Origin of the sequence: Cupriavidus nantongensis (assembly GCF_041726985.1) — a bacterium.
Lineage (GTDB): Bacteria > Pseudomonadota > Gammaproteobacteria > Burkholderiales > Burkholderiaceae > Cupriavidus > Cupriavidus nantongensis_A.
Window position 1 is genome coordinate 2,009,659 of the sequence record NZ_CP168303.1, and the last position, 21,505, is coordinate 2,031,163.

Annotated in this window: 19 protein-coding genes; 1 reads left to right on the forward strand and 18 read right to left on the reverse strand. The window is 66.1% G+C overall.

Annotated features, from left to right (window positions below; translation table 11 throughout):
- Positions 1 to 37: 37 nt before the first annotated feature.
- The 7 genes from rbfA to ACEI37_RS20530 form a co-directional block, all read right to left on the reverse strand.
- A complete protein-coding gene (gene rbfA, locus ACEI37_RS20500) occupies positions 38 to 409 on the reverse strand; it encodes a 30S ribosome-binding factor RbfA (RefSeq protein WP_092309110.1) in 372 nt (123 codons plus the stop codon).
- Positions 410 to 469: 60 nt separating this feature from the next.
- Entirely contained in the window at positions 470 to 3,361 is a 2,892-nt protein-coding gene (infB, locus tag ACEI37_RS20505; RefSeq protein ID WP_373377952.1) for a translation initiation factor IF-2, read from the reverse strand.
- A gap of 89 nt (positions 3,362 to 3,450) precedes the next feature.
- Entirely contained in the window at positions 3,451 to 4,926 is a 1,476-nt protein-coding gene (gene nusA / locus ACEI37_RS20510; RefSeq protein WP_012353109.1) for a transcription termination factor NusA, read from the reverse strand.
- Positions 4,923 to 5,411 (reverse strand): ribosome maturation factor RimP, encoded by a 489-nt coding sequence (gene rimP / locus ACEI37_RS20515; protein WP_018007726.1) that lies wholly within the window; start codon positions 5,409 to 5,411, stop codon positions 4,923 to 4,925. The genes nusA and rimP overlap by 4 nt, the downstream gene beginning before the upstream one ends.
- Before the next feature lie 302 nt (positions 5,412 to 5,713).
- Positions 5,714 to 7,591 (reverse strand): 23S rRNA pseudouridine(2605) synthase RluB, encoded by a 1,878-nt coding sequence (rluB, locus tag ACEI37_RS20520; protein ID WP_373377953.1) that lies wholly within the window; start codon positions 7,589 to 7,591, stop codon positions 5,714 to 5,716.
- A 5-nt stretch (positions 7,592 to 7,596) separates the two neighbouring features.
- Positions 7,597 to 8,418: an SMC-Scp complex subunit ScpB gene (gene scpB / locus ACEI37_RS20525; RefSeq protein WP_373377954.1), complete on the reverse strand. Its 822-nt coding sequence runs from the start codon at positions 8,416 to 8,418 to the stop codon at positions 7,597 to 7,599.
- Between the two features lie 586 nt (positions 8,419 to 9,004).
- Positions 9,005 to 9,763 (reverse strand): sulfite exporter TauE/SafE family protein, encoded by a 759-nt coding sequence (locus ACEI37_RS20530; RefSeq protein ID WP_373377955.1) that lies wholly within the window; start codon positions 9,761 to 9,763, stop codon positions 9,005 to 9,007.
- Between the two features lie 77 nt (positions 9,764 to 9,840).
- On the opposite strand from ACEI37_RS20530, the gene fnr reads away from it, so the two are divergent.
- Positions 9,841 to 10,566 (forward strand): fumarate/nitrate reduction transcriptional regulator Fnr, encoded by a 726-nt coding sequence (fnr, locus tag ACEI37_RS20535; protein WP_018007730.1) that lies wholly within the window; start codon positions 9,841 to 9,843, stop codon positions 10,564 to 10,566.
- A 54-nt stretch (positions 10,567 to 10,620) separates the two neighbouring features.
- Here the strand turns inward: fnr and ACEI37_RS20540 are convergent, their stop codons facing one another.
- The 11 genes from ACEI37_RS20540 to lpdA form a co-directional block, all read right to left on the reverse strand.
- Entirely contained in the window at positions 10,621 to 10,866 is a 246-nt protein-coding gene (locus tag ACEI37_RS20540; protein ID WP_012353116.1) for a hypothetical protein, read from the reverse strand.
- The gene (locus tag ACEI37_RS20545; RefSeq protein ID WP_373377956.1) at positions 10,863 to 11,072 is read right to left on the reverse strand and encodes a hypothetical protein; all 210 of its coding nucleotides are present in this window, start codon (positions 11,070 to 11,072) and stop codon (positions 10,863 to 10,865) included. Before ACEI37_RS20545 ends, ACEI37_RS20540 begins: the two co-directional genes overlap by 4 nt.
- Positions 11,073 to 11,115: 43 nt before the next feature.
- Positions 11,116 to 12,588, reverse strand: a complete 1,473-nt coding sequence (gene ccoG / locus ACEI37_RS20550) for a cytochrome c oxidase accessory protein CcoG (protein ID WP_373377957.1) — start codon at positions 12,586 to 12,588, stop codon at positions 11,116 to 11,118.
- Between the two features lie 49 nt (positions 12,589 to 12,637).
- The gene (gene ccoP / locus ACEI37_RS20555) at positions 12,638 to 13,555 is read right to left on the reverse strand and encodes a cytochrome-c oxidase, cbb3-type subunit III (protein ID WP_373377958.1); all 918 of its coding nucleotides are present in this window, start codon (positions 13,553 to 13,555) and stop codon (positions 12,638 to 12,640) included.
- A 2-nt stretch (positions 13,556 to 13,557) separates the two neighbouring features.
- Entirely contained in the window at positions 13,558 to 13,722 is a 165-nt protein-coding gene (locus tag ACEI37_RS20560; protein ID WP_373377959.1) for a cbb3-type cytochrome oxidase subunit 3, read from the reverse strand.
- A 3-nt stretch (positions 13,723 to 13,725) separates the two neighbouring features.
- A complete protein-coding gene (gene ccoO, locus ACEI37_RS20565; protein ID WP_373377960.1) occupies positions 13,726 to 14,385 on the reverse strand; it encodes a cytochrome-c oxidase, cbb3-type subunit II in 660 nt (219 codons plus the stop codon).
- Between the two features lie 18 nt (positions 14,386 to 14,403).
- On the reverse strand, positions 14,404 to 15,852 hold the full coding sequence (gene ccoN / locus ACEI37_RS20570) for a cytochrome-c oxidase, cbb3-type subunit I (protein WP_115709943.1): 1,449 nt from the start codon (positions 15,850 to 15,852) through the stop codon (positions 14,404 to 14,406).
- Positions 15,853 to 16,003: 151 nt separating this feature from the next.
- Positions 16,004 to 16,150 carry a cbb3-type cytochrome oxidase assembly protein CcoS gene (gene ccoS / locus ACEI37_RS20575; protein WP_010809469.1) on the reverse strand — a complete coding sequence of 49 codons (147 nt, stop codon included), beginning with the start codon at positions 16,148 to 16,150 and terminating at the stop codon, positions 16,004 to 16,006.
- Between the two features lie 2 nt (positions 16,151 to 16,152).
- Positions 16,153 to 18,744 (reverse strand): heavy metal translocating P-type ATPase, encoded by a 2,592-nt coding sequence (locus ACEI37_RS20580; protein WP_373377961.1) that lies wholly within the window; start codon positions 18,742 to 18,744, stop codon positions 16,153 to 16,155.
- Positions 18,745 to 18,847: 103 nt separating this feature from the next.
- Positions 18,848 to 19,945 carry a cell division protein ZapE gene (gene zapE / locus ACEI37_RS20585; protein WP_111517742.1) on the reverse strand — a complete coding sequence of 366 codons (1,098 nt, stop codon included), beginning with the start codon at positions 19,943 to 19,945 and terminating at the stop codon, positions 18,848 to 18,850.
- Between the two features lie 88 nt (positions 19,946 to 20,033).
- Positions 20,034 to 21,458 carry a dihydrolipoyl dehydrogenase gene (gene lpdA / locus ACEI37_RS20590; protein WP_373377962.1) on the reverse strand — a complete coding sequence of 475 codons (1,425 nt, stop codon included), beginning with the start codon at positions 21,456 to 21,458 and terminating at the stop codon, positions 20,034 to 20,036.
- Between the last annotated feature and the right edge of the window lie 47 nt (positions 21,459 to 21,505).

Here is a 21,505-nt window from a genome sequence, read left to right on the forward strand (position 1 = left end):
CCAGGAAAGCCCATGCCGGCTGGCATGGGCGCCGGCGTCAGTCTTCGTCTTTCGAACGCGTGGCGTTCGCTTCGTTGATCAGCCTCGACATCTCGATCGCGTGTTCGACCGAGGTATCGTGATGGAAATGCAGCGTCGGCACGGTATGGATGTGCAGGCGCTTGAACAGCAGCGAGTGCAGGTAGCCGGCCTTCTCGTTCAGGATGGCTTCGGCTTCGGCCGCCTCGGCGCCCAGCACGGTGAAGTACACCTTGGCGTGCGCGTAGTCAGGGGTCAGCGTGACGGATTGCAGCGTGACCAGGCCGAGGCGCGGATCGCGCAGTTCGCGCTGGATCATCTCGGCCAGGTCCTTCTGGATCTGGTCGGAGATGCGGAGATTGCGGGAGGAGATGTTGCCTTTCTTGGCCATTCAATACAGTCTGGTCGAGATGACAACGGCAGGCCGAAGCCTGCCGTTGCTTGCGACGCCTTACAGCGTGCGCGCCACCTCTGTGATTTCGTACACCTCGAGCTGGTCGCCTTCCTGAACATCGTTGAAGTTCTTGATCGACAGACCGCACTCGAAGCCTTGCTTGACTTCCTTGACGTCGTCCTTGAAGCGCTTGAGCGAATCCAGCTCGCCGTCGTGGATGACCACGTTGTTGCGCAGCACGCGCACCAGCGAATTGCGCTTGACCACGCCGTCGGTGACCATACAGCCGGCCACCGCGCCGACCTTCGGCACGCGGAACACCTGGCGCACCTCGACCGTACCCGTGGTGGTTTCGCGCTTCTCCGGCGCCAGCATGCCCGACATCGCCGCCTTGATCTCGTCTACCGCATCGTAAATGATGTTGTAGTAGCGGATATCGATGCCGTTGTGCTCGGCCAGCTTGCGCGCGCCCGCATCGGCACGCACGTTGAAGCCGATGATGACCGCCTTCGAGGCCGTCGCCAGGTTGACGTCGGACTCGGAGATGCCACCCACGCCGCCGTGCACGATCTGCACCCGCACCTCGGCGGTCGACAGCTTCTGCAGCGACTGCACCAGCGCTTCCTGCGAACCCTGCACATCGGCCTTGACGATCAGCGGCAGCGTCTGGACTTCGCCTTCGGCCATCTGCTCCAGCATGTTCTCGAGCTTGGCGGCCTGTTGCTTGGCCAGCTTCACGTCGCGGAACTTGCCCTGGCGGAACAGCGCGATTTCGCGCGCCTTGCGCTCGTCCGGCAGCACCAGCACTTCTTCGCCGGCGGCGGGCACTTCGGACAGACCCTGGATTTCCACCGGGATCGACGGGCCGGCTTCCTTGGTCGCCTTGCCGTTCTCGTCCAGCATGGCGCGCACGCGGCCGTAGGCGCTGCCGGCCAGCACCACATCGCCACGCTTGAGCGTGCCGCTGCTGACCAGGATGGTGGCGATCGGGCCCTTGCCCTTGTCGAGCTGGGCTTCCACCACCAGGCCCTTGGCCGGGGCGTCCACCGGTGCCTTCAGTTCCAGCACTTCGGCCTGCAGCGACACCTGCTCCAGCAGGTCTTCGATGCCGGCGCCGGTCTTGGCGGACACCGGCACGAACGGCGAATCGCCGCCGTATTCTTCCGGCACCACCTGCTCGGCCACCAGTTCCTGCTTGACGCGGTCCGGGTTGGCTTCGGGCTTGTCGACCTTGTTGATCGCCACCACGATCGGCACGCCGGCAGCCTTGGCGTGCGCGATCGCTTCCTTGGTCTGCGGCATCACGCCGTCGTCGGCCGCGACCACCAGGATCACGATGTCGGTGGCCTTGGCACCGCGGGCACGCATGGCCGTGAAGGCCTCGTGACCCGGGGTATCCAGGAAGGTGATCACGCCGCGGTCGGTTTCCACATGGTAGGCACCGATATGCTGCGTAATGCCGCCGGCTTCGCCCGCGGCCACCTTGGTGCGGCGGATGTAGTCCAGCAGCGAGGTCTTGCCGTGGTCGACGTGACCCATCACGGTCACCACCGGCGGACGCGGCAGCAGCTCGGCGTCCTCGTGCTCTTCGCCGTCGACCACCAGCAGCGCTTCCGGATCGTCCAGCTTGGCGGCGTACGCCTTGTGGCCCATTTCTTCCACCACGATCATGGCGGTTTCCTGGTCCAGCACCTGGTTGATCGTCACCATCTGGCCGAGCTTCATCATCTGCTTGATGACCTCGGACGCCTTCACTGCCATCTTGTGGGCCAGGTCGGCAACGGAGATGGTTTCCGGCACGTGCACTTCGCGCACCACCGGTTCGGTCGGCGCCTGGAAGTTGCTGCGACCGTCGTCATGCTGCTGCTGACGGCCGCCACGGCCGCGCGGGCCACCGCGCCAGCCGCCCACGCCGCCCGACGAATCGCCGCGCGTCTTCAGGCCGCTGCCCTTCTTGCGGCTGCCTTCGTCCTGCCACGTCGACGAGGTGCCGGTCTTGACGACCTTGCCCTTCTTGTCGGTGGTGGTGGTGGCGGTGGCGGTCACCGGCTTTTTCTCGCCCGGCTTGGCTTCGGTGCCGGCCGGCTTGACCGGCTTGTGCAGCGTACCGGTCTGCTCGGCCTTCTTTTCCTCGGCCTTGCGCTCGGACGGCGCCTTCAGCACGCGTGCCGGCGCGTTCAGCATCTGCTGGATCGCACGGGCTTCGGCTTCGGCAGCCTCGCGGCGCTTGCGCGCGGCGATTTCCTGCTCGGCGCGGGCCTTGTCGGCGGCAGCCTTGGCCTCGTCGGCAGCCTTCTGCGCCTCGGCGCGTTCGGCGGCGACGCGGGCCTTTTCGTCTTCGGCCTTCTTGCGCGAGGTGTCCTCGTTGGCTTCGGTCACGGCGCGGGATGCGGCAGCCTCTTCCTCGGCCTTGCGGGCAGCGAGTTCGGCCTGGCGGCGCTGTTCGGCCTCGAGCGCTTCCTGGCGCGCGCGGCGCTCGGCTTCCTCGCGCTCGGCGGCCTCGCGGGCGGCCTTGGCCTCGGCTTCCTGACGCGCCAGCTGTTCGGCCTGGCGGCGCTCTTCCGCTTCGCGGCGCGCCTCCTCGGCAGCGTCGACAACCTGGGCCTGGGCCTCGGCGCCATCGGCCTGCGCTTCCGGCGCAGCGTCGTCGCGCTTGATCAGCACGCGCTTCTTGCGCACTTCGACCTGGACCGTGCGGGTCTTGCCGGTGGCATCCGACTGGCGGATCTCGGAGGTTTCGCGCTTGGTCAGTGTGATCTTCTTGCGGGCGCTGTCGTCGGCCTGGCCGTGCGAGCGCTTCAGATAATCCAGCAGCCTGGTCTTATCCGATTCCGTGATGATGTCTTCTGGCGTCGCTTTGCCCACCCCAGCCGCCTGCAATTGTTCCAGCAGGGCAGCTGCGCTGCGACTCAGTTCTGCGGCCAGTTGGGCAACTGTTGTGCTTGCCATTCAAACCCTTTCAATGCTTGGTTTCTACGTCGGGACAAATTGTTGCGGAAAGCGCGCCCTGCCCGGTTTCAGCGGCCAGGGCGTGTCCCTCAGTTGAACCAATGTTCCCGTGCTTTCATGATCAGCGACTTGGCTTCTTCCTCGCTGACACCGGTCATCTCGACCAGCTCGTCCACGGCCAGTTCGGCCAGGTCGTCACGCGTATGGATATCGCCTTCGGCCAGCTTGCCGATCAGTTCCGGGTTGAGGCCGTCGAGCGAGCGCAGGTCCTGCGACACCTCTTCCACCTTTTCTTCCCGGGCCAGTTCCATCGTCAGGAGCGCATCACGCGCGCGATTGCGCAGCTCGTTGACGGTGTCTTCGTCAAAGGCCTCGATCTCCATCATTTCACTGATGGGGACATAAGCCACTTCTTCCAGCGTGGAGAAGCCTTCCTCGATCAGGATGTCGGCGACTTCCTCATCCACGTCCAGCTTGGACATGAACAGCTTGCGCACGACATCGCTCTCTTCGGCCTGCTTCTGCGCCGATTCTTCCTGCGTCATGATGTTGATCTGCCAGCCGGTCAGCTCGGACGCCAGGCGCACGTTCTGACCGCTGCGGCCGATGGCGACGGCGAGGTTTTCCTCGTCGACCACCACGTCCATGCTGTGCTTCTCTTCATCGACCACGATCGACTGCACCTGCGCCGGCGCCAGCGCGCCGATCACAAATTGCGCCGGGTCTTCCGACCACAGCACGATGTCCACCGCCTCGCCGCCGATCTCGTTACGCACCGCGGTGACGCGCGTGCCGCGCACGCCCACGCAGGTGCCGATCGGGTCGATGCGCTTGTCATGCGCGACCACCGCGATCTTGGCACGCACGCCCGGGTCGCGGGCAGCCGCCTTGATCTCCAGCAGGCCCTGTTCCATTTCAGGCACTTCGTTCTCGAAGAGCTTGATCAGGAAGTCGGGCGCGGTGCGCGACAGCTCGATCTGCGGGCCGCGCGCAGCGCGGTCCACATTGAGGATATACGCGCGCACGCGGTCGCCGGTGCGCAGGTTTTCCTTGGGGATGATCTGGTCGCGGGCCAGCAGCGCTTCGACGCGGCCGGACTCGACGATCAGGCCCTTCTTGTCGGCGCGCTTGACCGTGCCGGTCATGATCTTTTCGCCGCGGTCGAGGTAGTCGTTCAGGATCTGCTCGCGCTCCGCATCCCGGATGCGCTGCAGGATCACCTGCTTGGCAGCCTGCGCGCCGATGCGGCCGAACTCGACCGACTCGATCTGCTGCTCGATATAGTCACCCAGCTCGATGCTCGGGTTTTCCTCGCGGGCCTCGAACAGCAGGATCTGCTTGTCCGGCTCCTGCAGGCCCAGCTCGTCGGGAACGACCAGCCAGCGGCGGAAGGTTTCATGCTCGCCCGATTCGCGATCGATCGCGACACGGATATCCACGTCTTCCTCGAAACGCTTCTTGGTGGCCGAGGCGAGCGCCGCCTCCAGGGCACCGAATACCACATCCTTGTCGACGTTCTTCTCACGCGCAAGCGCATCGACGAGCAACAGAACTTCGCGGCTCATTGCTTGTTCCCTTTTCTTTGATTTCCTTTGAAGTCGATCACCGGCACCAGGCGTGCCTTGTCGACATCGGATACGGCAAATTCCAGCAGCGCGGGGCCATCCTTGCCCTCGAACTCCAGGCCGATCTTCTCTTCGCCCGCGGCGCCGGTGGGCTCGCGCAGGATGCCTGTGAAGTTCTTCTGTCCGTTGACGGGCAGGCGCAGCGTCACGCGCGCCTCGGCGCCGGCAAAGCGGATGAAGTCGGCCAGCTTCTTCAGCGGCCGGTCCAGTCCGGGCGACGAGACCTCGAGGCGTTCATAGTCGACGTTCTCGACCGTAAACACGTGGGTGAGCTGGCGGCTCACCTTTTCGCAATCCTCGATGGCAATGCCGGTTTCAGGCTGATCGATATAGACACGCAGCAATCCGGCCGGGGCCCGCTCGAGCTCGACCAGCTCATATCCCATGCCGCTTAGGGTGGTTTCGATCAAATCTGCCAGATGCACTGTTATCCCGAGTAATGGCCATCAACACCGTGGCAGGCAAACCCGCCGGTGCCGTCCGGGACGACCCTGCTGCAGCGCTGCCTGTCCGCCACCCCTTCCGCCTATGCGGAAGCACCGAAAAACGGGCGAACCAAAAAAAAATGGGCGCAATGCCCATCATTCGCCCATCCTCGGACGAGGATGGCTTTTTGAATAGACTTGAATTATACGCGGATTATGTCGAAAAGGCAAAAGCCAGACATTACCGCGGACCGCACGCAGCGCCGGCAGGCGTTCCGCCCGCCGTGCGCCGCATACAGCGCTTAACGATTGCCGCCGCGGTTGCCACCGCGATTGCCACCGCCGCCACGCGGCGAACGGTTGCCGCCGGCCTTTGCCGCCTTCGGCATCACGTTGCCATTGGCCTCGCCACCACTGCGACGGGCCTTGCCCTGCCCCTGGCCGGCCTGGCCCCTTGCGCCGCCCATGCCTCCCATGCCAGCGCCGCCGCCACGTCCCTGGCGCGCACCGGCGCCGCGGCCACCGCCGAGGTTGGCGGCGTGCGAAGTCAGCAGCGTCGGCCCGTGGCTGATATAGCCCATCGACGTCTTCATCGGATCCGGCTGGCTGCTGCGGCTGCCACCACCGCCACCGCCACGAGGACCGCCCTGTTCGAAGCGCGGCAGGCCGTCCATGCCGGTATGCATCGGCATGCCGGCAATCGCCGCCTCGGTGCGCTGCTTGCGCCCGCCCACCTTGGTGGCGCCCTTGGGCGCCTGTTCGCCCTTGCCGGGCACCTTCAGGCCGACGCTGGTCATCAGCGTCTTGACGTCGTTCGGCTCCACTTCCTGCCAACGGCCGCGCTTGAGGCCGCGCGGCAGCAGGAACTGGCCGTAGCGGGTGCGGATCAGGCGCGACACGGTCAGGCCGACCGCCTCGAACATACGGCGCACTTCGCGGTTGCGGCCTTCGGTCAGGGCCACGTGGTACCAATGGTTGACGCCTTCGCCACCACCATCGGCAATACGCAGGAAGTTGGCCTCGCCGTCATCCAGCTTGATGCCATGCAGCAGGCGCTGGCGGTCGGCTTCGGCCAGCTCGCCCAGCGTGCGCACCGCGTATTCGCGCTCGACGCCGTAGCGCGGATGCATGAAGCGGTTGGCAATGTCACCCGAGGTGGTGAAGATCAGCAGGCCTTCGGTGTTGAAATCCAGGCGGCCCACCGCGACCCACTTGCCGGTCTTGATGCGCGGCAGGTTGTCGAACACGGTCGGACGGCCTTCCGGATCCGATTGGCTGACGATTTCGCCGGCAGGCTTGTGATACAGCAGCACGCGCGGCGGCTTGGTCGACACCTTGCGGTGGATCAGCTTGCCGTTCACGCGGACCTGGTCGGCCGGCAGGATGCGCTGGCCGATATGGGCCGGCAGCCCGTTGACCGAGACGCGGCCCTGCAGGATCAGCTCTTCCATCTCGCGGCGCGAGCCGAGGCCGCCTTCGGCCAGCACCTTGTGCAGCTTGGGCGCGTCGTCATCGGCGGACAGCTCGCGCACGGGCTTGGCCTTGGTGCGCGGGATGACGGTGTCTTCACTGTCGTACTGCTCGGAAATGACGAAGCGGAACAGGTCTTCGCTGCCGGCCGCGGACTTGTCGGCGCCGGCCTGGCCCTTGCGCGGTGCCTGCGGCTTGCCGCCATCCTTGCGCCGGCCCTGCTGGCGCGCGCCGGCGCCCGGGGTATCCCCGGACGTCGCGGGCTTGCCGCCGCGCGGGGCCTGCTTGCGCTTGCGGCCAGGCTGCTCCGGCTTGTCGGCGCCTTCGGCGCGGGCCGCGCGGTCGATCTTGTCTGCCTTGCTGCCGCCCTGGCTGCCCTGCCCGGCTTCGCCCTGGCCCGTCTTGCGCTTGCCGCGGCCGCGCTGGCCGCCACGCCCGGCGCCAGCCGGGCCCGCGCTTGCGGCGGCACCCGCCTCTGCGGCATCGACCTGGCCGGCCGCGCCGGCGCCTTCGGCGCCCTCCGCGCGGTCCTGCGCCGCCTGGCGGCGGGATGCCACCAGGTTCCTCAGACCGCGGCGCAGCCCCTTGCGGCGGGGCGCGGCGTCGCTGCCCGTTCCGGGTTCTGCGGCGCCGGTATCGGCGGATGCGCCCGCATGGCGGGCGTCTTGCTCAACGGAATCAGACAAGATATTCACTATCGGATGTTGCATGTTGTTCAGTTCGGCACGCGCTCGTCGTGCTCGCTCGGGTGCGGCGGGGTGCCGTCGTCCGGCAGCTGTTCCCGCGCCCCGTCCGCAGAAGTTGCGGCCGGTTCGGTGGCATCGTCCGCACCCGCCTCAACCACCGTCTCGGCGGCCGGCTGTGCGTCAAAGCCATCGGCGCCGTCTTCGGGCGCAGCGGCTTCGCCTGCGCGCGCGGGCGCCGGATCGGCAAAGGCTTCCTCGTCGGCGCTGGCCGGCTTGTTCGCCGCCAGGTCCTCGAAGTTGATCGCCTGCTGCTCCAGCAAGGCGGCCTGCGCCTGCGCCTGGGCGTCTTCCAGCGGCGGCAGCTCGTCCAGCGTGCGCAGCCCGAGGTCGTCCAGGAAGGCCTTGGTGGTGGCATACAGCGCCGGACGGCCCGGCACGTCGCGATGGCCGATGACCTCGATCCAGCTGCGGTCTTCGAGCTTCTTAATCACTTCCGTGCTGACCGTCACGCCGCGGATTTCCTCGATATCGCCGCGGGTCACCGGCTGGCGGTAGGCGATGATCGCCAGGGTCTCCATCACCGCACGCGAGTATTTTGGCGGTTTTTCCGGATTCAGGCGGTCGAGGTATTCCCGCATTTCGGGCCGGCTCTGGAACCGCCAGCCGCTGGCCAGCGCCACCAGTTCCACGCCGCGCGGGCGCCAGTCCTGGCGCAGTTCGTCCAGCAGCACGCGGATGGTGTCTGCGCCGACGTCATCGTCGAACAGGCGGCGCAGATCGTTGACGCGCAACGGTTCCTGCGCGCAGATCAGCGCCGTCTCGAGGACGATCTTCGCCTCTTGGGTATTCATGTTGATGGTGTGCAGCCTGTCTTTGCACCTGCTCCCGGACGGATCCGGGGCACCGGAGATTTTGGATACAGCGGTGCCAGAGCCACCGCCATCTCATTGCGCAGCGAGCCGGATACCTGTTGTACCCCGCCGTGCACTTCCCTTTCTTTGCATCGAGTTGCCGGGTGCTTCCGGCAGGAGATCGTTCGCATGCCGTCATGGACCGGCCAGCGAACCCCTTGCGTCGCTCATCCGCACAAACGGACATCGCGGTCGGCGAACTGAACGCCTCGGACGCAAGAAAATACGGGTATCGGGAGCAAGGCCGGCATCTACCACGCCGCAGCGCCAACCGGACTTTTGAACCAGATCTTTTGAACCGGATGGACCGCGGGGACTGGCGCTCATCGAAAGCCTTCCGCTTCCCGCGTCCCGAGCGCGCCTTCGGATAGGAAGACCGCCTGGCGCTGTTCGCCGCTGCTTACCGCAGCCTGTCTGACTCCGCGCGATACCGCAATGCTGGCGATTGTATGGCATTCCCGCCTCCGCCTGCAACCATCATCCTGCTTGCGCGGGGTGCCAACGCCGCAGGATGCCGCGTGCGGCATCAAAACACCAGGCAAAAGCCCTGTTCCGCCAGCGAATGTGGCAGCAGCACCGCTCGAGCAATGCCAAGACCGCCGAACGCCATCACGGCAAGACCCGCGCCCAGGCGCACACCCGGTCGTCGCGACCAAAGCCTCAGATAGCCGGACAGCCCGGACAGCACCAGCAGGTTCGGCAGCGTGCCAAGCCCGAACACACCCATCACCAGCGCGCCCGAGCCGGCATTGCCTGCCAGCAGCGCCAGCGTCAGCGCGCCGTAGACCATGCCGCACGGTACCAGCCCCCAGGCGAGACCCACGCCATAACGCCGGGCCAGCCCGCCGCGCCCCCGCACGAAGGCCGGCATCGCGCCGGCGAGGCCGCCGAGCCGGCCGGCCACCGCAGTGCCGGCACGCGCCGCCATCCGCTCCAGCCAGTTCACGGTAAAGGTACTGCCGCGCAGCAGGCGCCAGCCCGACCACAGCAGCATCAGGCTGCCGGCACCGAACAGCCAGCGCTGCACTGGCAGATAGTCCTGCTTCCACGCCGTGGCGCCGGCGGCGCCCAACGCGGCACCGAGCAGCATATAGGTGCTGATCCTGCCGAAGTGCATCACCAATAACTCGCCAAGCCATGCAGTGCGGCTGCGTACCAGGCTGACCGGCGCTGCCTTGCCGCGCCGCTGCTCCACGGCCAGCGCCACCCCGCCGCACATGGCGGCGCAGTGCACGCCGCCCAGCAGAGCGAGCAGGAAAACGCTGATCAATACTCCAAATGTCAATTCTGTCTCCCTGCCGGATCACATCGCACGGTAAAATGACCATATCGTGCCCCGCTGCCATTTCTAGCAGGTTCCAATTGCTCACCTCCATCCCCATTACCGAGATGTCGCCCCGCTGCTCCACCTGTGCGATGGGACAGCTGTGCCTTCCGGTTGGCATGTCGCAGCAAGACCTTGCCAAGATCGACACGCTGGTGCAGGAACGCATCCGCGTGCACAAGGGGGAAACCCTCTACCGCATGGGTGACCCGCTCACCGCGGTCTACGCCATCCGCTTCGGAACGCTCAAGACGCATGTCACCACCGAAGACGGACGCTCGCAGATTACCGGGTTCCACCTGCCCGGTGAAATCGTCGGACTCGACGGCCTGGGCGAGATGCAGCATGCATCCGATGCGACCGCGCTCGAAGATACCGAGGTATGCGTGGTCCGCATGAACGATCTGCAGACGCTGTCGGCCGACCTGCCTTCGCTGCAGCAGCAGTTCCTGCGCCTGATGGGCAAGGAAATCACCCACGACCAGCTGATGCTGGTCACGCTCGGCTCGATGCGCGCCGAGGAACGCCTCGCCGCCTTCCTGATCAACCTGTCGGAACGGCTGTCGGCGCGCGGGTATTCGGCGTCCGAGTTCGTGATGCGCATGAGCCGAGAAGAGATCGGCAGCTACCTCGGGCTGAAGCTCGAGACCGTCAGCCGCCTGTTCTCGCGCTTTGCCGAGGCCGGGCTGATCCAGATCCGCCAGCGGCATGTCAAGCTGATCGACATCGACGGCATCAAGCAACTCTACAGCCGTAGCTGCTGAGCCACAGCGGCGTTGCCGCGCCGCCTGCGGCCCCGGCAACGCGGTGGTCCTTCCCTATTCCAGTTCGTCCGTATCCGCCAGCCGCGTCGGCATGGTGTACAGCGTCAGCCCGCTGGACAACGCACAGAACACCCACGCCAGCAGGAAGCCGACGGTATAGACCGACTCGCGCGACGATTCGATCGGATGGCCGAAGAATTTCAGGTCGCCCGGATCGACAACGGAGAAAACCGTCGCCGTCGCCAGGCCCGCCATCAGGAAGCCCGGCCACAGCACCCACATCAGCCAGCGCAACCTCATGGCTGCCTCGCTGCCGCGGCCCTGGGCGCCACCGCTTCCACCTTCTCGACCACCAGGCCATGCCGCGCCGCGCCCTGCACCGGCAGGTCGGGGTGCGCCGACGCCAGCCAGATCGTCACGCCGCACGCCACCATGGCCACCAGCGGACCGGCCATCAGCAGCCATGGCCACGGTTCCTTCCACCACGGATTGCCTTGCTGACTCATCTTGCCCCCTTTGTCCTGGCGACTACGTCAGAGTCGCCCAGCTTCACAAATCGCGCGGCACGATAAAGCTGGTGGATTGCCGGATTTCGGCATGCCCCTGCTCCGTGCCTTCGCTCGTTACCGTTACGTTGATCTTGTGGGTGCCCTGCCTGGCGGCCTCGATCGGCACGCGGATGCGGATCGGCAGCAAGCGGTTTGAGGTTGGCGCCAGCGATTCGGCCTGCTTGTCGTATTCGACCGTCAGGTCCTTCAGTTCATCGCTGTCGGCGCGCACGCGGATCTGCATCGGCGCTTCGGTGGTGTTGATCAGCTGCAGCCGATAGACGTTCTCGATCCAGCGCCCTTCCACTTCCCGGCCCAGTGCACCGCGATCGCGGATGATGTCGACCTTCAGCGGCGTGCGCAGCATGATCGACGCCATGAACCCGGCCAGCAACGCCACCCAGATTACCGAATAGATGATGACGCGCGGACGCAGCAGGCGCTTGCGCGATGCCGCAGCGGACAGGCCCTTGCGCATCGCGTTCTCCGAGGTGTACCGGATCAGCCCGCGCGGGTATTCCATCTTGTCCATGACCTGGTTGCAGGCATCGATGCAGGCGCCGCAGCCGATACACTCGTACTGCAGGCCATCGCGGATGTCGATGCCGGTCGGACACACCTGCACGCAGATGCTGCAGTTGACGCAATCGCCAAGCCCGGCCTGGTGATGGTCGGTCTTGCGCGAGCGGCTGCCGCGCGGCTCGCCGCGGCCGACGTCATAGGTTACGACAAAAGTGTCGCGGTCCACCATCACGCTCTGGAAACGCGCGTAGGGGCACATGTACTTGCACACCTGCTCGCGCATGAAGCCTGCGTTGCCCCACGTGGCGAACGCATAGAACAGCATCCAGAACGCCTGCCAGGGGCCCAGCGTCAGCGCCAGCACCTCGCCGCCCAGCTCGCGGATCGGCGCAAAGTAGCCGATGAACGTGAAGCCGGTCCACAGTGCGATCAGCACCCACAGGAAATGCTTGGTTGCCTTGATGCGGAATTTGCGCAGGCTCCACGGATCGCCGTCGAGGCGGATGCGGGCGATGCGGTCGCCTTCGACCCGCCGCTCGATCCACATGAAGATCTCGGTGTAGACCGTTTGCGGACAGGCGTAGCCGCAGAACAAACGCCCCGCGATCGCGGTGAACAGGAACAGCGCCAGTGCAGAGATAACCAGCAGCACCGCCAGGTAGATGACGTCCTGCGGCCACAGCACCAGGCCGAAGATATAGAACTTGCGCTCGCCAAGGTCAAACAGCACGGCCTGGCGTCCGTTCCATTGGAGCCAGGGCGTGCCGTAGTAGATCAGCTGGGTCAGGATCACCAGCCAGACCCGCCAGCTGGAGAACGCGCCCTTCACCGAGCGCGGATAGATTTTGCGGCGGACCTCGTAAAGGGTTTCTTCCGAGGTCTCGCCCGGCGCAGCGGCCGACCGTTGCAGGTCGGCCGCCCGGGCCACTTCTTCGGTCCCGGGCGCATTCATGGGCGAGTTCTCCCGCGAGCCTCGAGCGCTCGCTCACATGAGTCGTCGATCATTGCCCAGCTCCGCCTCCCGTATTGGACAACCCCCACACATAGGCCGTCAGCATGCGGATGCGTTCCGGCGTCAGGATTTCCTCGTGTGCCGGCATATGGTTGTTGTGGCCCTTCAGGATGGCCTCGACGATGCTGGCTTCCGAGCTGCCATAGAGCCAGACATTGTCCGACAGGTTCGGCGCACCGAGCGCCTGATTGCCCTTGCCGCCGGCGCCGTGGCAGGCCACGCAGGTGGTCTTGAACGCGCCCTCGCCGCGCGACACGCGGATCGGATCCGACGACAGCCCGGACAGCGAACGCACATACTGCGCCACGTCGCCCGCCTGCTTGGCATCGATGACCGCGCCAAACGGCGGCATCACGCCATTGCGGCCCTTGGCGATGGTCTGGCTGATGGTCTCGGGCTCGCCGCCGTACAGCCAGTCGTTATCGGTCAGGTTGGGGAAGCCCCTGCTGCCGCGCGCGTCCGAGCCATGGCACTGCGCACAGTAGTTCAGGAACAGGCGCTGGCCGATCTCGCGCGCCTGCGGGTCCGCCGCCACCTGCTTGACGTCCATCTTCAGGTACTTGCCGTAGATCTCGTTCTGCATGCGTTCCTGCGCCGCGCGATGCGCCGCCAGTTCGCCCTGCGTGGAGAACTTCAGTACGCCGGCGTACGAGCCCAGGCCCGGATACAGCACAAGGTAGGCAAGACCGAAAATGCAGGCCAAGAGGAACATCCACATCCACCAGCGCGGCAGCGGGTTGTTCAGTTCACGCAGGTCGCCGTCCCAGACGTGGCCGGTATCTTCCGTACCAGCAGGGGTCTTGGTGATCTTGCGTTGGGAGAACAGCAGCCATACGCACCAGACGATGCCGATGAGCGCGATGGCGGCAATGTAGTAACTCCAGAAATCGGAAATGAAATCGCTCATGGCTAGGTGTTCCGGCTCGATGTTGTCGTAGTTTCGTCAGGCAGCGCGAACGGCAGCATGGCGGATTCGCGGTTGGCGACCTGGCGGCCGGCGGACCAGGCCCACCAGCAGATGCCGAGGAAGACGACCATGGACACGACGGTCGCGATGGCGGTGATCATGGCCATGGCTTACTCCTTCGGTGCCGCTGCGGCGGCATCGACGCGCACGTTGCGGCGGTTGGTGCCGAGGCCCTGCAGATAGGCAACCAGCGCGTCTTCCTCGGTCTTGCCTTTCAGCTCTTGCGGCGCCTTGGCGATGTCGGCGTCGGTGTACGGCACGCCCAGCTTGACCAGCGCGCGCATGCGCGCCTGGATATCGTTGGTGGGCAGCTCGGCCTTTTCCAGCCACGGGTACGACGGCATCACGGATTCCGGCACCACGTCGCGCGGGTTGCGCAGGTGGATGCGCTGCCAGTCGTCGGAGTAGCGTCCGCCCACGCGCGCCAGATCGGGGCCGGTACGCTTGGAGCCCCACAGGAACGGATGGTCGTAGACCGATTCACCGGCGGTGGAGTAATGGCCGTAGCGCTCGGTCTCGGCCTGCAGCGTGCGCACCTGCTGCGAGTGGCAGCCGACGCAGCCTTCGCGGATATAGATATCGCGCCCCATCAGCCGCAGCGGCGAATACGGCGTGATGCCCGGATCCGGCTCGGTGGTGGAGTGCTGGAAGAACAGCGGCACGATCTGGACCAGACCTGCGATGCTGACCACGAGGATCGTGCAGATGATCAGCCAGCCGATGTTCTTCTCCAGCGTTTCGTGGGAAAAGAAGCGTTGTTTATCGGACATCTTTCTATCCTGGATTGATCAGTGGGCAGAGGCGGCGATGCTGGCCGGAATCGGCGCATCCACGGCAGGCTTGCCGACGATGGTCTTGGCAATGTTGTAGGCCATCAGCAGCATGCCGGACAGGAAGCACATGCCACCCAGCAGGCGAATCAGATAGAACGGGTACTTGGCCTTGACCGCTTCGACGAAGGCATAGGTCAGCGTGCCGTCAGGCTGGGTGGCACGCCACATCAGGCCCTCCATCACACCCGCGATCCACATCGAGGCGATATACAGCACCACGCCGATGGTCGCGATCCAGAAGTGCCATTCGATCAGGCGCACGCTGTACATCTGCTTCTCGCCGAACAGCCGCGGGATCAGGTAGTACAGCGAGCCGATCGAGATCATCGCAACCCAGCCCAGCGCGCCGGAGTGCACGTGGCCGATGGTCCAGTCGGTGTAGTGCGACAGCGCGTTGACGGTCTTGATCGACATCATCGAGCCTTCGAACGTGGACATGCCGTAGAACGACAGCGCCACCACCAGGAACTTCAGGATCGGGTCGGTGCGCAGCTTGTGCCAGGCACCCGACAGGGTCATGATGCCGTTGATCATGCCGCCCCAGGAAGGCGCCAGCAGGATCAGCGAGAACACCATGCCCAGCGACTGCGCCCAATCGGGCAGCGCGGTGTACTGCAGGTGGTGCGGGCCGGCCCACATGTAGGTGAAGTTCAGCGCCCAGAAGTGGACGATGGACAGGCGGTAGGAAAAGATCGGGCGCTCGGCCTGCTTGGGAATGAAGTAGTACATCATGCCCAGGAAGCTGGTGGTCAGGAAGAAGCCGACCGCGTTATGGCCGTACCACCACTGGATCATCGCGTCCTGCACGCCGGCATAGGCGGAGTAGGACTTCCACAGCGACACCGGCATCTCGATGTTGTTGACGATATGCAGCAGCGCGATGGTCAGGATGTAGGCGCCGAAGAACCAGTTGGCGACGTAGATATGCCGGGTCTTGCGCTTGACGATGGTGCCGAAGAACACGATGGCGTAGGCCACCCAGACCGCGGTGATCAGCAGGTCGATGGGCCATTCGAGCTCGGCATATTCCTTGGAGCTGGTGATGCCCAGCGGCAGCGTGATGGCGGCCGCGACGATGACCAGTTGCCAGCCCCAGAACGTGAACGCGGCCAGCGGGCCGCAGAACAGGCGCGCCTGGCAGGTGCGCTGGACCACGTAGTAGGAGGTGGCAAACAGCGCGCTGCCGCCGAAGGCGAAGATCACCGCATTGGTATGCAACGGACGCAGCCGGCCAAACGACAGCCACGGTGTATTGAAATTGAGTTCGGGCCAGATCAGCTGTGCTGCCAGCAGCACGCCGACGGCCATGCCGACGATCCCCCAGACTACCGTCATGACAGCGAACTGTCTTACGACGCCGTAATTGAAGGTGTCGACGCGTGAAGACGCGGCAGTGACATCCATTCAGACCCCCAATGCTTAGAGAAAATAAAAAACCTACTGACAGTGTGACTTTAGAAAAACCATGCCACGGGTGCGTTGATCTTTATCAAGCCGCTCCGGGCACGTCTTGAACCTGCGCGGGTGGCTCCGGTCCGAGGCACGCGCAGCGGGCTCACGGCTTGTCGTTGTCAAGCAGGATCGATTCGGCAGGCCGGTCCAGGTCGTCGTACTGCCCGGCATGAAGCGCCCACCACAGCGCGCCCGCGATGACGACCACGAGCACCAGGCTCATCGGCACCAGCAGGTAAAGCGTTTCCATCGTCAGGCTCCGTTATGCCGCGATGCAGGCCGCGACTTGCCGGCGCCCAGCAGACGCCACGCATTGGCGACCACCAGCAGCGACGACAGCGACATGCCGATGCCCGCCATCCAGGCTGTCACCAGCCCCGTCGCCGCCAGCGGAATGGCGACCACGTTGTAGAAAAAAGCCCAGCCCAGGTTCTGCCGCACCACCCGGCGCGTCTGGCGCGACACGGCCAGCGCCGTCGCGATCTCGGCCACGCCGCCGTGCGTCAGCACCGCGTCGGCGCCGGCCTGGGCCAGCGGCGCGCCGCTGCCGATCGCAATCGACACCTGAGCCTGCGCCAGCACCGGCGCGTCGTTGATGCCGTCGCCCACCGCCAGCACCACGGCCCCGCCCTGCTGCAGCCGCGCCACGTAGTCGCGCTTGCCTTCGGGCGTGACTTCGCCGGCCATGCGCTCGATGCCGAAGTGCGCGGCCCACCAGTGCACCGCCGCCATGTTGTCGCCCGAGACCAGGTGGCAGCGCACGCCGAGTTCACTCAGGCGCTCCAGCAGCGCCGGGGTTTCCTCGCGCTCGACGTCGGCCAGGACAAAGCGCGCCAGCGGGCCGGTCTCGGCGCCGAGCCAGACCACCGTGGCACCCGGATGCAGCAGGCTGTCGGCAGCAGCCGGCGCAGGTCGGGCATCGCCGCCCAGCGCAAAGACAAAATCGGCGCGGCCTAGACGCAGGCGGCGGCCCGCGACCACTGCCTCGAGTCCGTTCCCGGGCACGTTGCGCATGTCGCTGACCTGCAGCGGCTGGCCGACGGGAGCCGGCGCCGCCGCTACTAGCGCGCGCGCGATCGGATGCTCGCCGCCGCGCTCCAGCGCCGCGGCCAGGGACAGGCATCGGGCAGAATCGGCTTCTCCCAGCGGCTCGACCGCCGCCACGGCAAAGCGGCCCTCGGTCAGGGTGCCGGTCTTGTCCAGCACCACGTCGGTGACACGGGCGAGTGCTTCCAGCGCATGGCCGCGCGCCAGCAGCACGCCGCGCCGCGACAGCGCCGCGCCGGCCGCGGCCAGTGCCGCGGGCGTAGCCAGCGACAAGGCGCACGGACAGCTGACCACCAGCACCGCGATCGTCACCAGCAAGGCCCGCGACGGATCGATCCAGAGGCCCCAGACCACGCCGGTCAGTGCCGCCAGTACCAGCAGCGTCGCCACGAACCAGCCCGCCACGCGGTCGGCCAGCGTCGCCAGGCGTGGCTTCTCCGCCAGCGCGCGGTCCAGCACCGCGACGATCTCGGCCAGGCGGGTGCCGGCGCCGACGCGGGTCACGCGCAGTTCCAGCGGGCTGGCGGTATTAAAGCTGCCGGCCAGCACGGTGTCGCCGGCGCAGCGGCGCACCGGGCGGCTCTCGCCGGTGAGCATGGATTCATCGAGTTCGCTGGTGCCCGAAGTGACCGCGCCGTCGGCCGGGACGATCTCGCCTGCCTTGACGCGGATCAGGTCACCCGCGCGCAGCCGCGCGACCGGGATACGTTCGCCCGCCGCGCCGGCCGTGAACAGCCGCTCGCACGTGGCGGGCAACTGGCGCGCCAGCATTTCGGCACCGCTGCGCGAGGCCTGGCGCACGCGCAGTTCCAGGTAGCGGGCCAGCAGCAGGAACGCGACGAACATCGTCACCGAATCGAAATAGACCTCGCCCACGCCGCGCACCGTGGCCAGCGCGCTGGCGGCAAAGCCCGCGGCGACGCCGATCGCCACCGGCACGTCCATGCCCATATGGCGCTGGCGCAGGCTGCGCCAGGCGCCGGCGAAGATCGGCGAGGCGGCATAGCACACCACCGGCAAGGTCAGCGCGAAGCTGGCCCAGCGCATCAGTTGTAGCTGGCCGGGATCGATGGTGGCCTCGTGGGTGTAGATTGGCCACGCGTACATCATCACCTGCATCATGCCGAGCATGGCCACCGCCATGCGCATCAGCAGGCCGCGGCGCGCGCGGCGGTCCTGCTGGTCGGTGCGCGAGATCTCGAAGGGCCAGGCCATGTAGCCGATGCCGGCCAGCGCGGCCAGCAGCCCCGACACCGTCTGGGCGCCGTCGCGCCAGCGCACCACCACGCGGCGCGTGGCGACGTTGGCCACCGCCGATTCCACGCCCGGCTGGCGGGACAGATGCTGTTCGATCAGCCAGGCGCAGGCGGCGCAGCGGATATTCTCGGGAGCCAGCGTGATCTCGGCGCGGCCGCCGTCGAGCGGGCGGACGAATTGCACGCGCAGTTCCGGGGCATCGTAGGCAGCCCAGATCGGCTCGGCCTGGCGCCGGGCATCGTCGTCGATGGGCCGGGCGAAGCGGGCTTCGTCGCCGTACAGGTGGGCAAAGCCGGCCGCATGGAGGGTCTGCGCCAGGGCCTGGCAACCGCCGCAGCAAAATACGCGGCGGCTGCCGTCCAGGTCGGCGGCGAGCGGTTCGGCATCGGTGACCGGCAAACCGCAATGGAAGCAGGCCAGCGGTGCGCCAACGCCGCGCGCGACCGTGTCGGCGCCATCGCGCCCGATGGGCGGCGGCGGCTGGAGAGGTCGTGGCGCCAGCAAGCTGGCGGAAGGACTGGTGGCTGGGGGCGGCGACATGGGAAGCTTTTTTTACCCAGTCGAGGATATAGGGCGCCCCCCGATTTGAACTTGATATAGATCAAGGCGGCCCGGGTACGTCGCGCCGGGCCGGAAACACCGCTCAGGTCAGCGTCGTGTCCATGGTGCGTCGCTCGGACTCCAGGTATTCGCGCGACTGCATCTCGATGATGCGCGACACGGTGCGATGGAATTCGTTGGCCATCTGGCCTTCGGTATAGAGCTCGTCGGCCGGCACTTCCGCCGACATCAGCAGCTTGACCTTGTGGTCGTAGAAGACGTCGATCAGCCAGGTAAAGCGGCGTGCCTCGGAGGACATCCGCGGCGTCATGCGCGGCACGTCGGACAGGATCACCGTATGGAACTGCGAAGCCAATTCCAGGTAGTCGTTCTGCGAGCGCGGGCCGCCGCACAGCGTGGCGAAGTCGAACCACACCACCCCGTTGGCCTTGCGTAGCGAGCGCAGTTCGCGGTGCTCGATATGCAGCAGCGGGGACTCGTCGGCGACGCCGGCAATGGAAGTGAACGCATCCCGCAGCGCCGAGTTGGCCTTGGCGTCCAGCGGGGTGTGGTAGGCCTGCACCTGTTCCAGCGCGCGCTTGCGGTAGTCGATGCCGGCATCGACATTCAGCACGTCCATCTTCTGCTGGATCAGCGCGATAGCCGGCAGCACGCGGTCGCGGTGCAAGCCATCTGTGTATAGCAGGTCGGGCCGGTAGTTGGAGGTCATCACGAACTGCACGCCGTTGTCGAACAACTGCTGCAGCAGGCGATGCAGGATCATCGCGTCGGCGACGTCGCTGACATGGAATTCATCGAAGCAGATCAGGCGGAAACGGCGCGCGATGCGCCTGGCCAGTTCGTCGAGGGGATCGGGACGGCCGCGCAGCTCTTCCAGCTGGCGGTGCACCTCGCGCATGAATTCATGGAAATGCAGCCGCGTCTTGCGCACCACCGGCACGCAGGTATAGAAGCTGTCCATCAGGAACGACTTGCCACGCCCCACCCCGCCCCACATATAGACGCCCTGCGGCACATCGGGGCGCACCAGCAGCTTCTTCAGCGCGTTGTTGCGGCGCCCCTTGTAGGCGACCCATTCGTCGTAGCACTGCTGCAGCCGGGCCACGGCGCGCAGCTGGGCCTCGTCGGACTGGTAGCCGCGCTCCTTCAGTTCCTTCTCGTAGTACTCGGTGACGTTCATGCTCGGGGCTCGCGCGGCACGCGCCGCAAGTGAAAACGGCGCGCCGCAGGACGGCGCGCCGGTACTCAGGCAACGGCGGACACGCGCCTTACATATTGAGTTGGCGCTTGTCGACGGCCAGCGCGGCTTCGCGCATGACTTCCGACATCGACGGGTGCGGATGGCAGACGCGGCCGATATCTTCGCTGGCGGCCTTGAACTCCATCGCCACCACGGCTTCGGCGATCAGGTCCGAGGCGTTGGCGGCAACGATGTGCACGCCGAGGATCTCGTCGGTCTTGGCATCCGCCAGCATCTTGACGAAGCCGTCGGCATGGCCCATGCCCAGCGCACGGCCGTTGGCCATGAACGGGAACTGGCCAGCCTTGTACTCGCGGCCTTCGGCCTTGAGCTGGGCTTCGGTCTTGCCGACCCATGCGATTTCCGGGAAGGTGTAGATCACCCACGGAATGCAGTTGTAGTCGATATGCGGCTTCTGGCCCGCGATGCGCTCGGCCACGGCCACGCCTTCGTCTTCGGCCTTGTGCGCCAGCATCGGGCCGCGCACCACGTCGCCGATGGCCCACAGGCCCGGCACCTTGGTGGCGCAATGGTCGTCCACCTCGATAAAGCCGCGCTGGTCGACCGCCAGGCCGACTGCGTCCAGGCCCAGGTTGTCGGTATTCGGCACGCGGCCCACCGACACGATCAGGCGGTCGACTTCCAGGGTCTGGGCCGCGCCGTCCTTGTCGGTGTACTTGACGGTCACGCCCTTCTTGCCGGTGGTGACTTCGTCCACCTTCACGCCCAGGCTGAACTTCAGGCCCTGCTTGGTCAGCTGCTTCTGCGCTTCCTTGGCCACGCCTTCGTCGGCGGCGCCCAGGAAGGCGGGCAGCGCTTCCAGCACGGTCACTTCGGATCCGAGGCGGCGCCACACCGAACCCAGCTCGAGGCCGATCACGCCGGCGCCGATCACGCCCAGCTTCTTCGGCACCGACGGGAACTTGAGCGCGCCTTCGTTATCGCTGACCAGGTCGTTGTCGACGGTGATGCCCGGCAGGTGGCGGGCCTTGGAGCCGGTGGCGATGATGACCTGCTTGGCGGTCACGACTTCGCCGGCGATCTCGACCTGGAAGCCTTCGGCGGTCTTGCCGACGAACTTGCCGTAACCCTTGAGCAGCGTCACCTTGTTCTTGCGGAACAGGAACTCGATGCCCTTGGTCATCTTGCCGACGATATCGTCCTTGCGCTTGAGCATCTTGGCGACGTCGACCTTGACGTCGCCCACGGTGATGCCGTGGTCGCCCAGGTGGTGCTGGACGTTCTCGAATTCTTCCGAGGACGCCAGCAGCGCCTTGGAGGGGATGCAGCCCACGTTCAGGCAGGTGCCGCCCAGGCGCGGTTCGTTCTTGGGGTCGTCGTAGGCATTGCCTTCGCAGCAGGCCACGTTCAGGCCCAGCTGGCCGGCGCGGATCGCGGCGATATAGCCGCCGGGGCCGGCGCCGATCACCAGCACGTCGAATTGTTTGCTCATGGAAATTCCTTGTTGGGCGCCGGCGGCAACTTGTGCCAGCGCGCCGT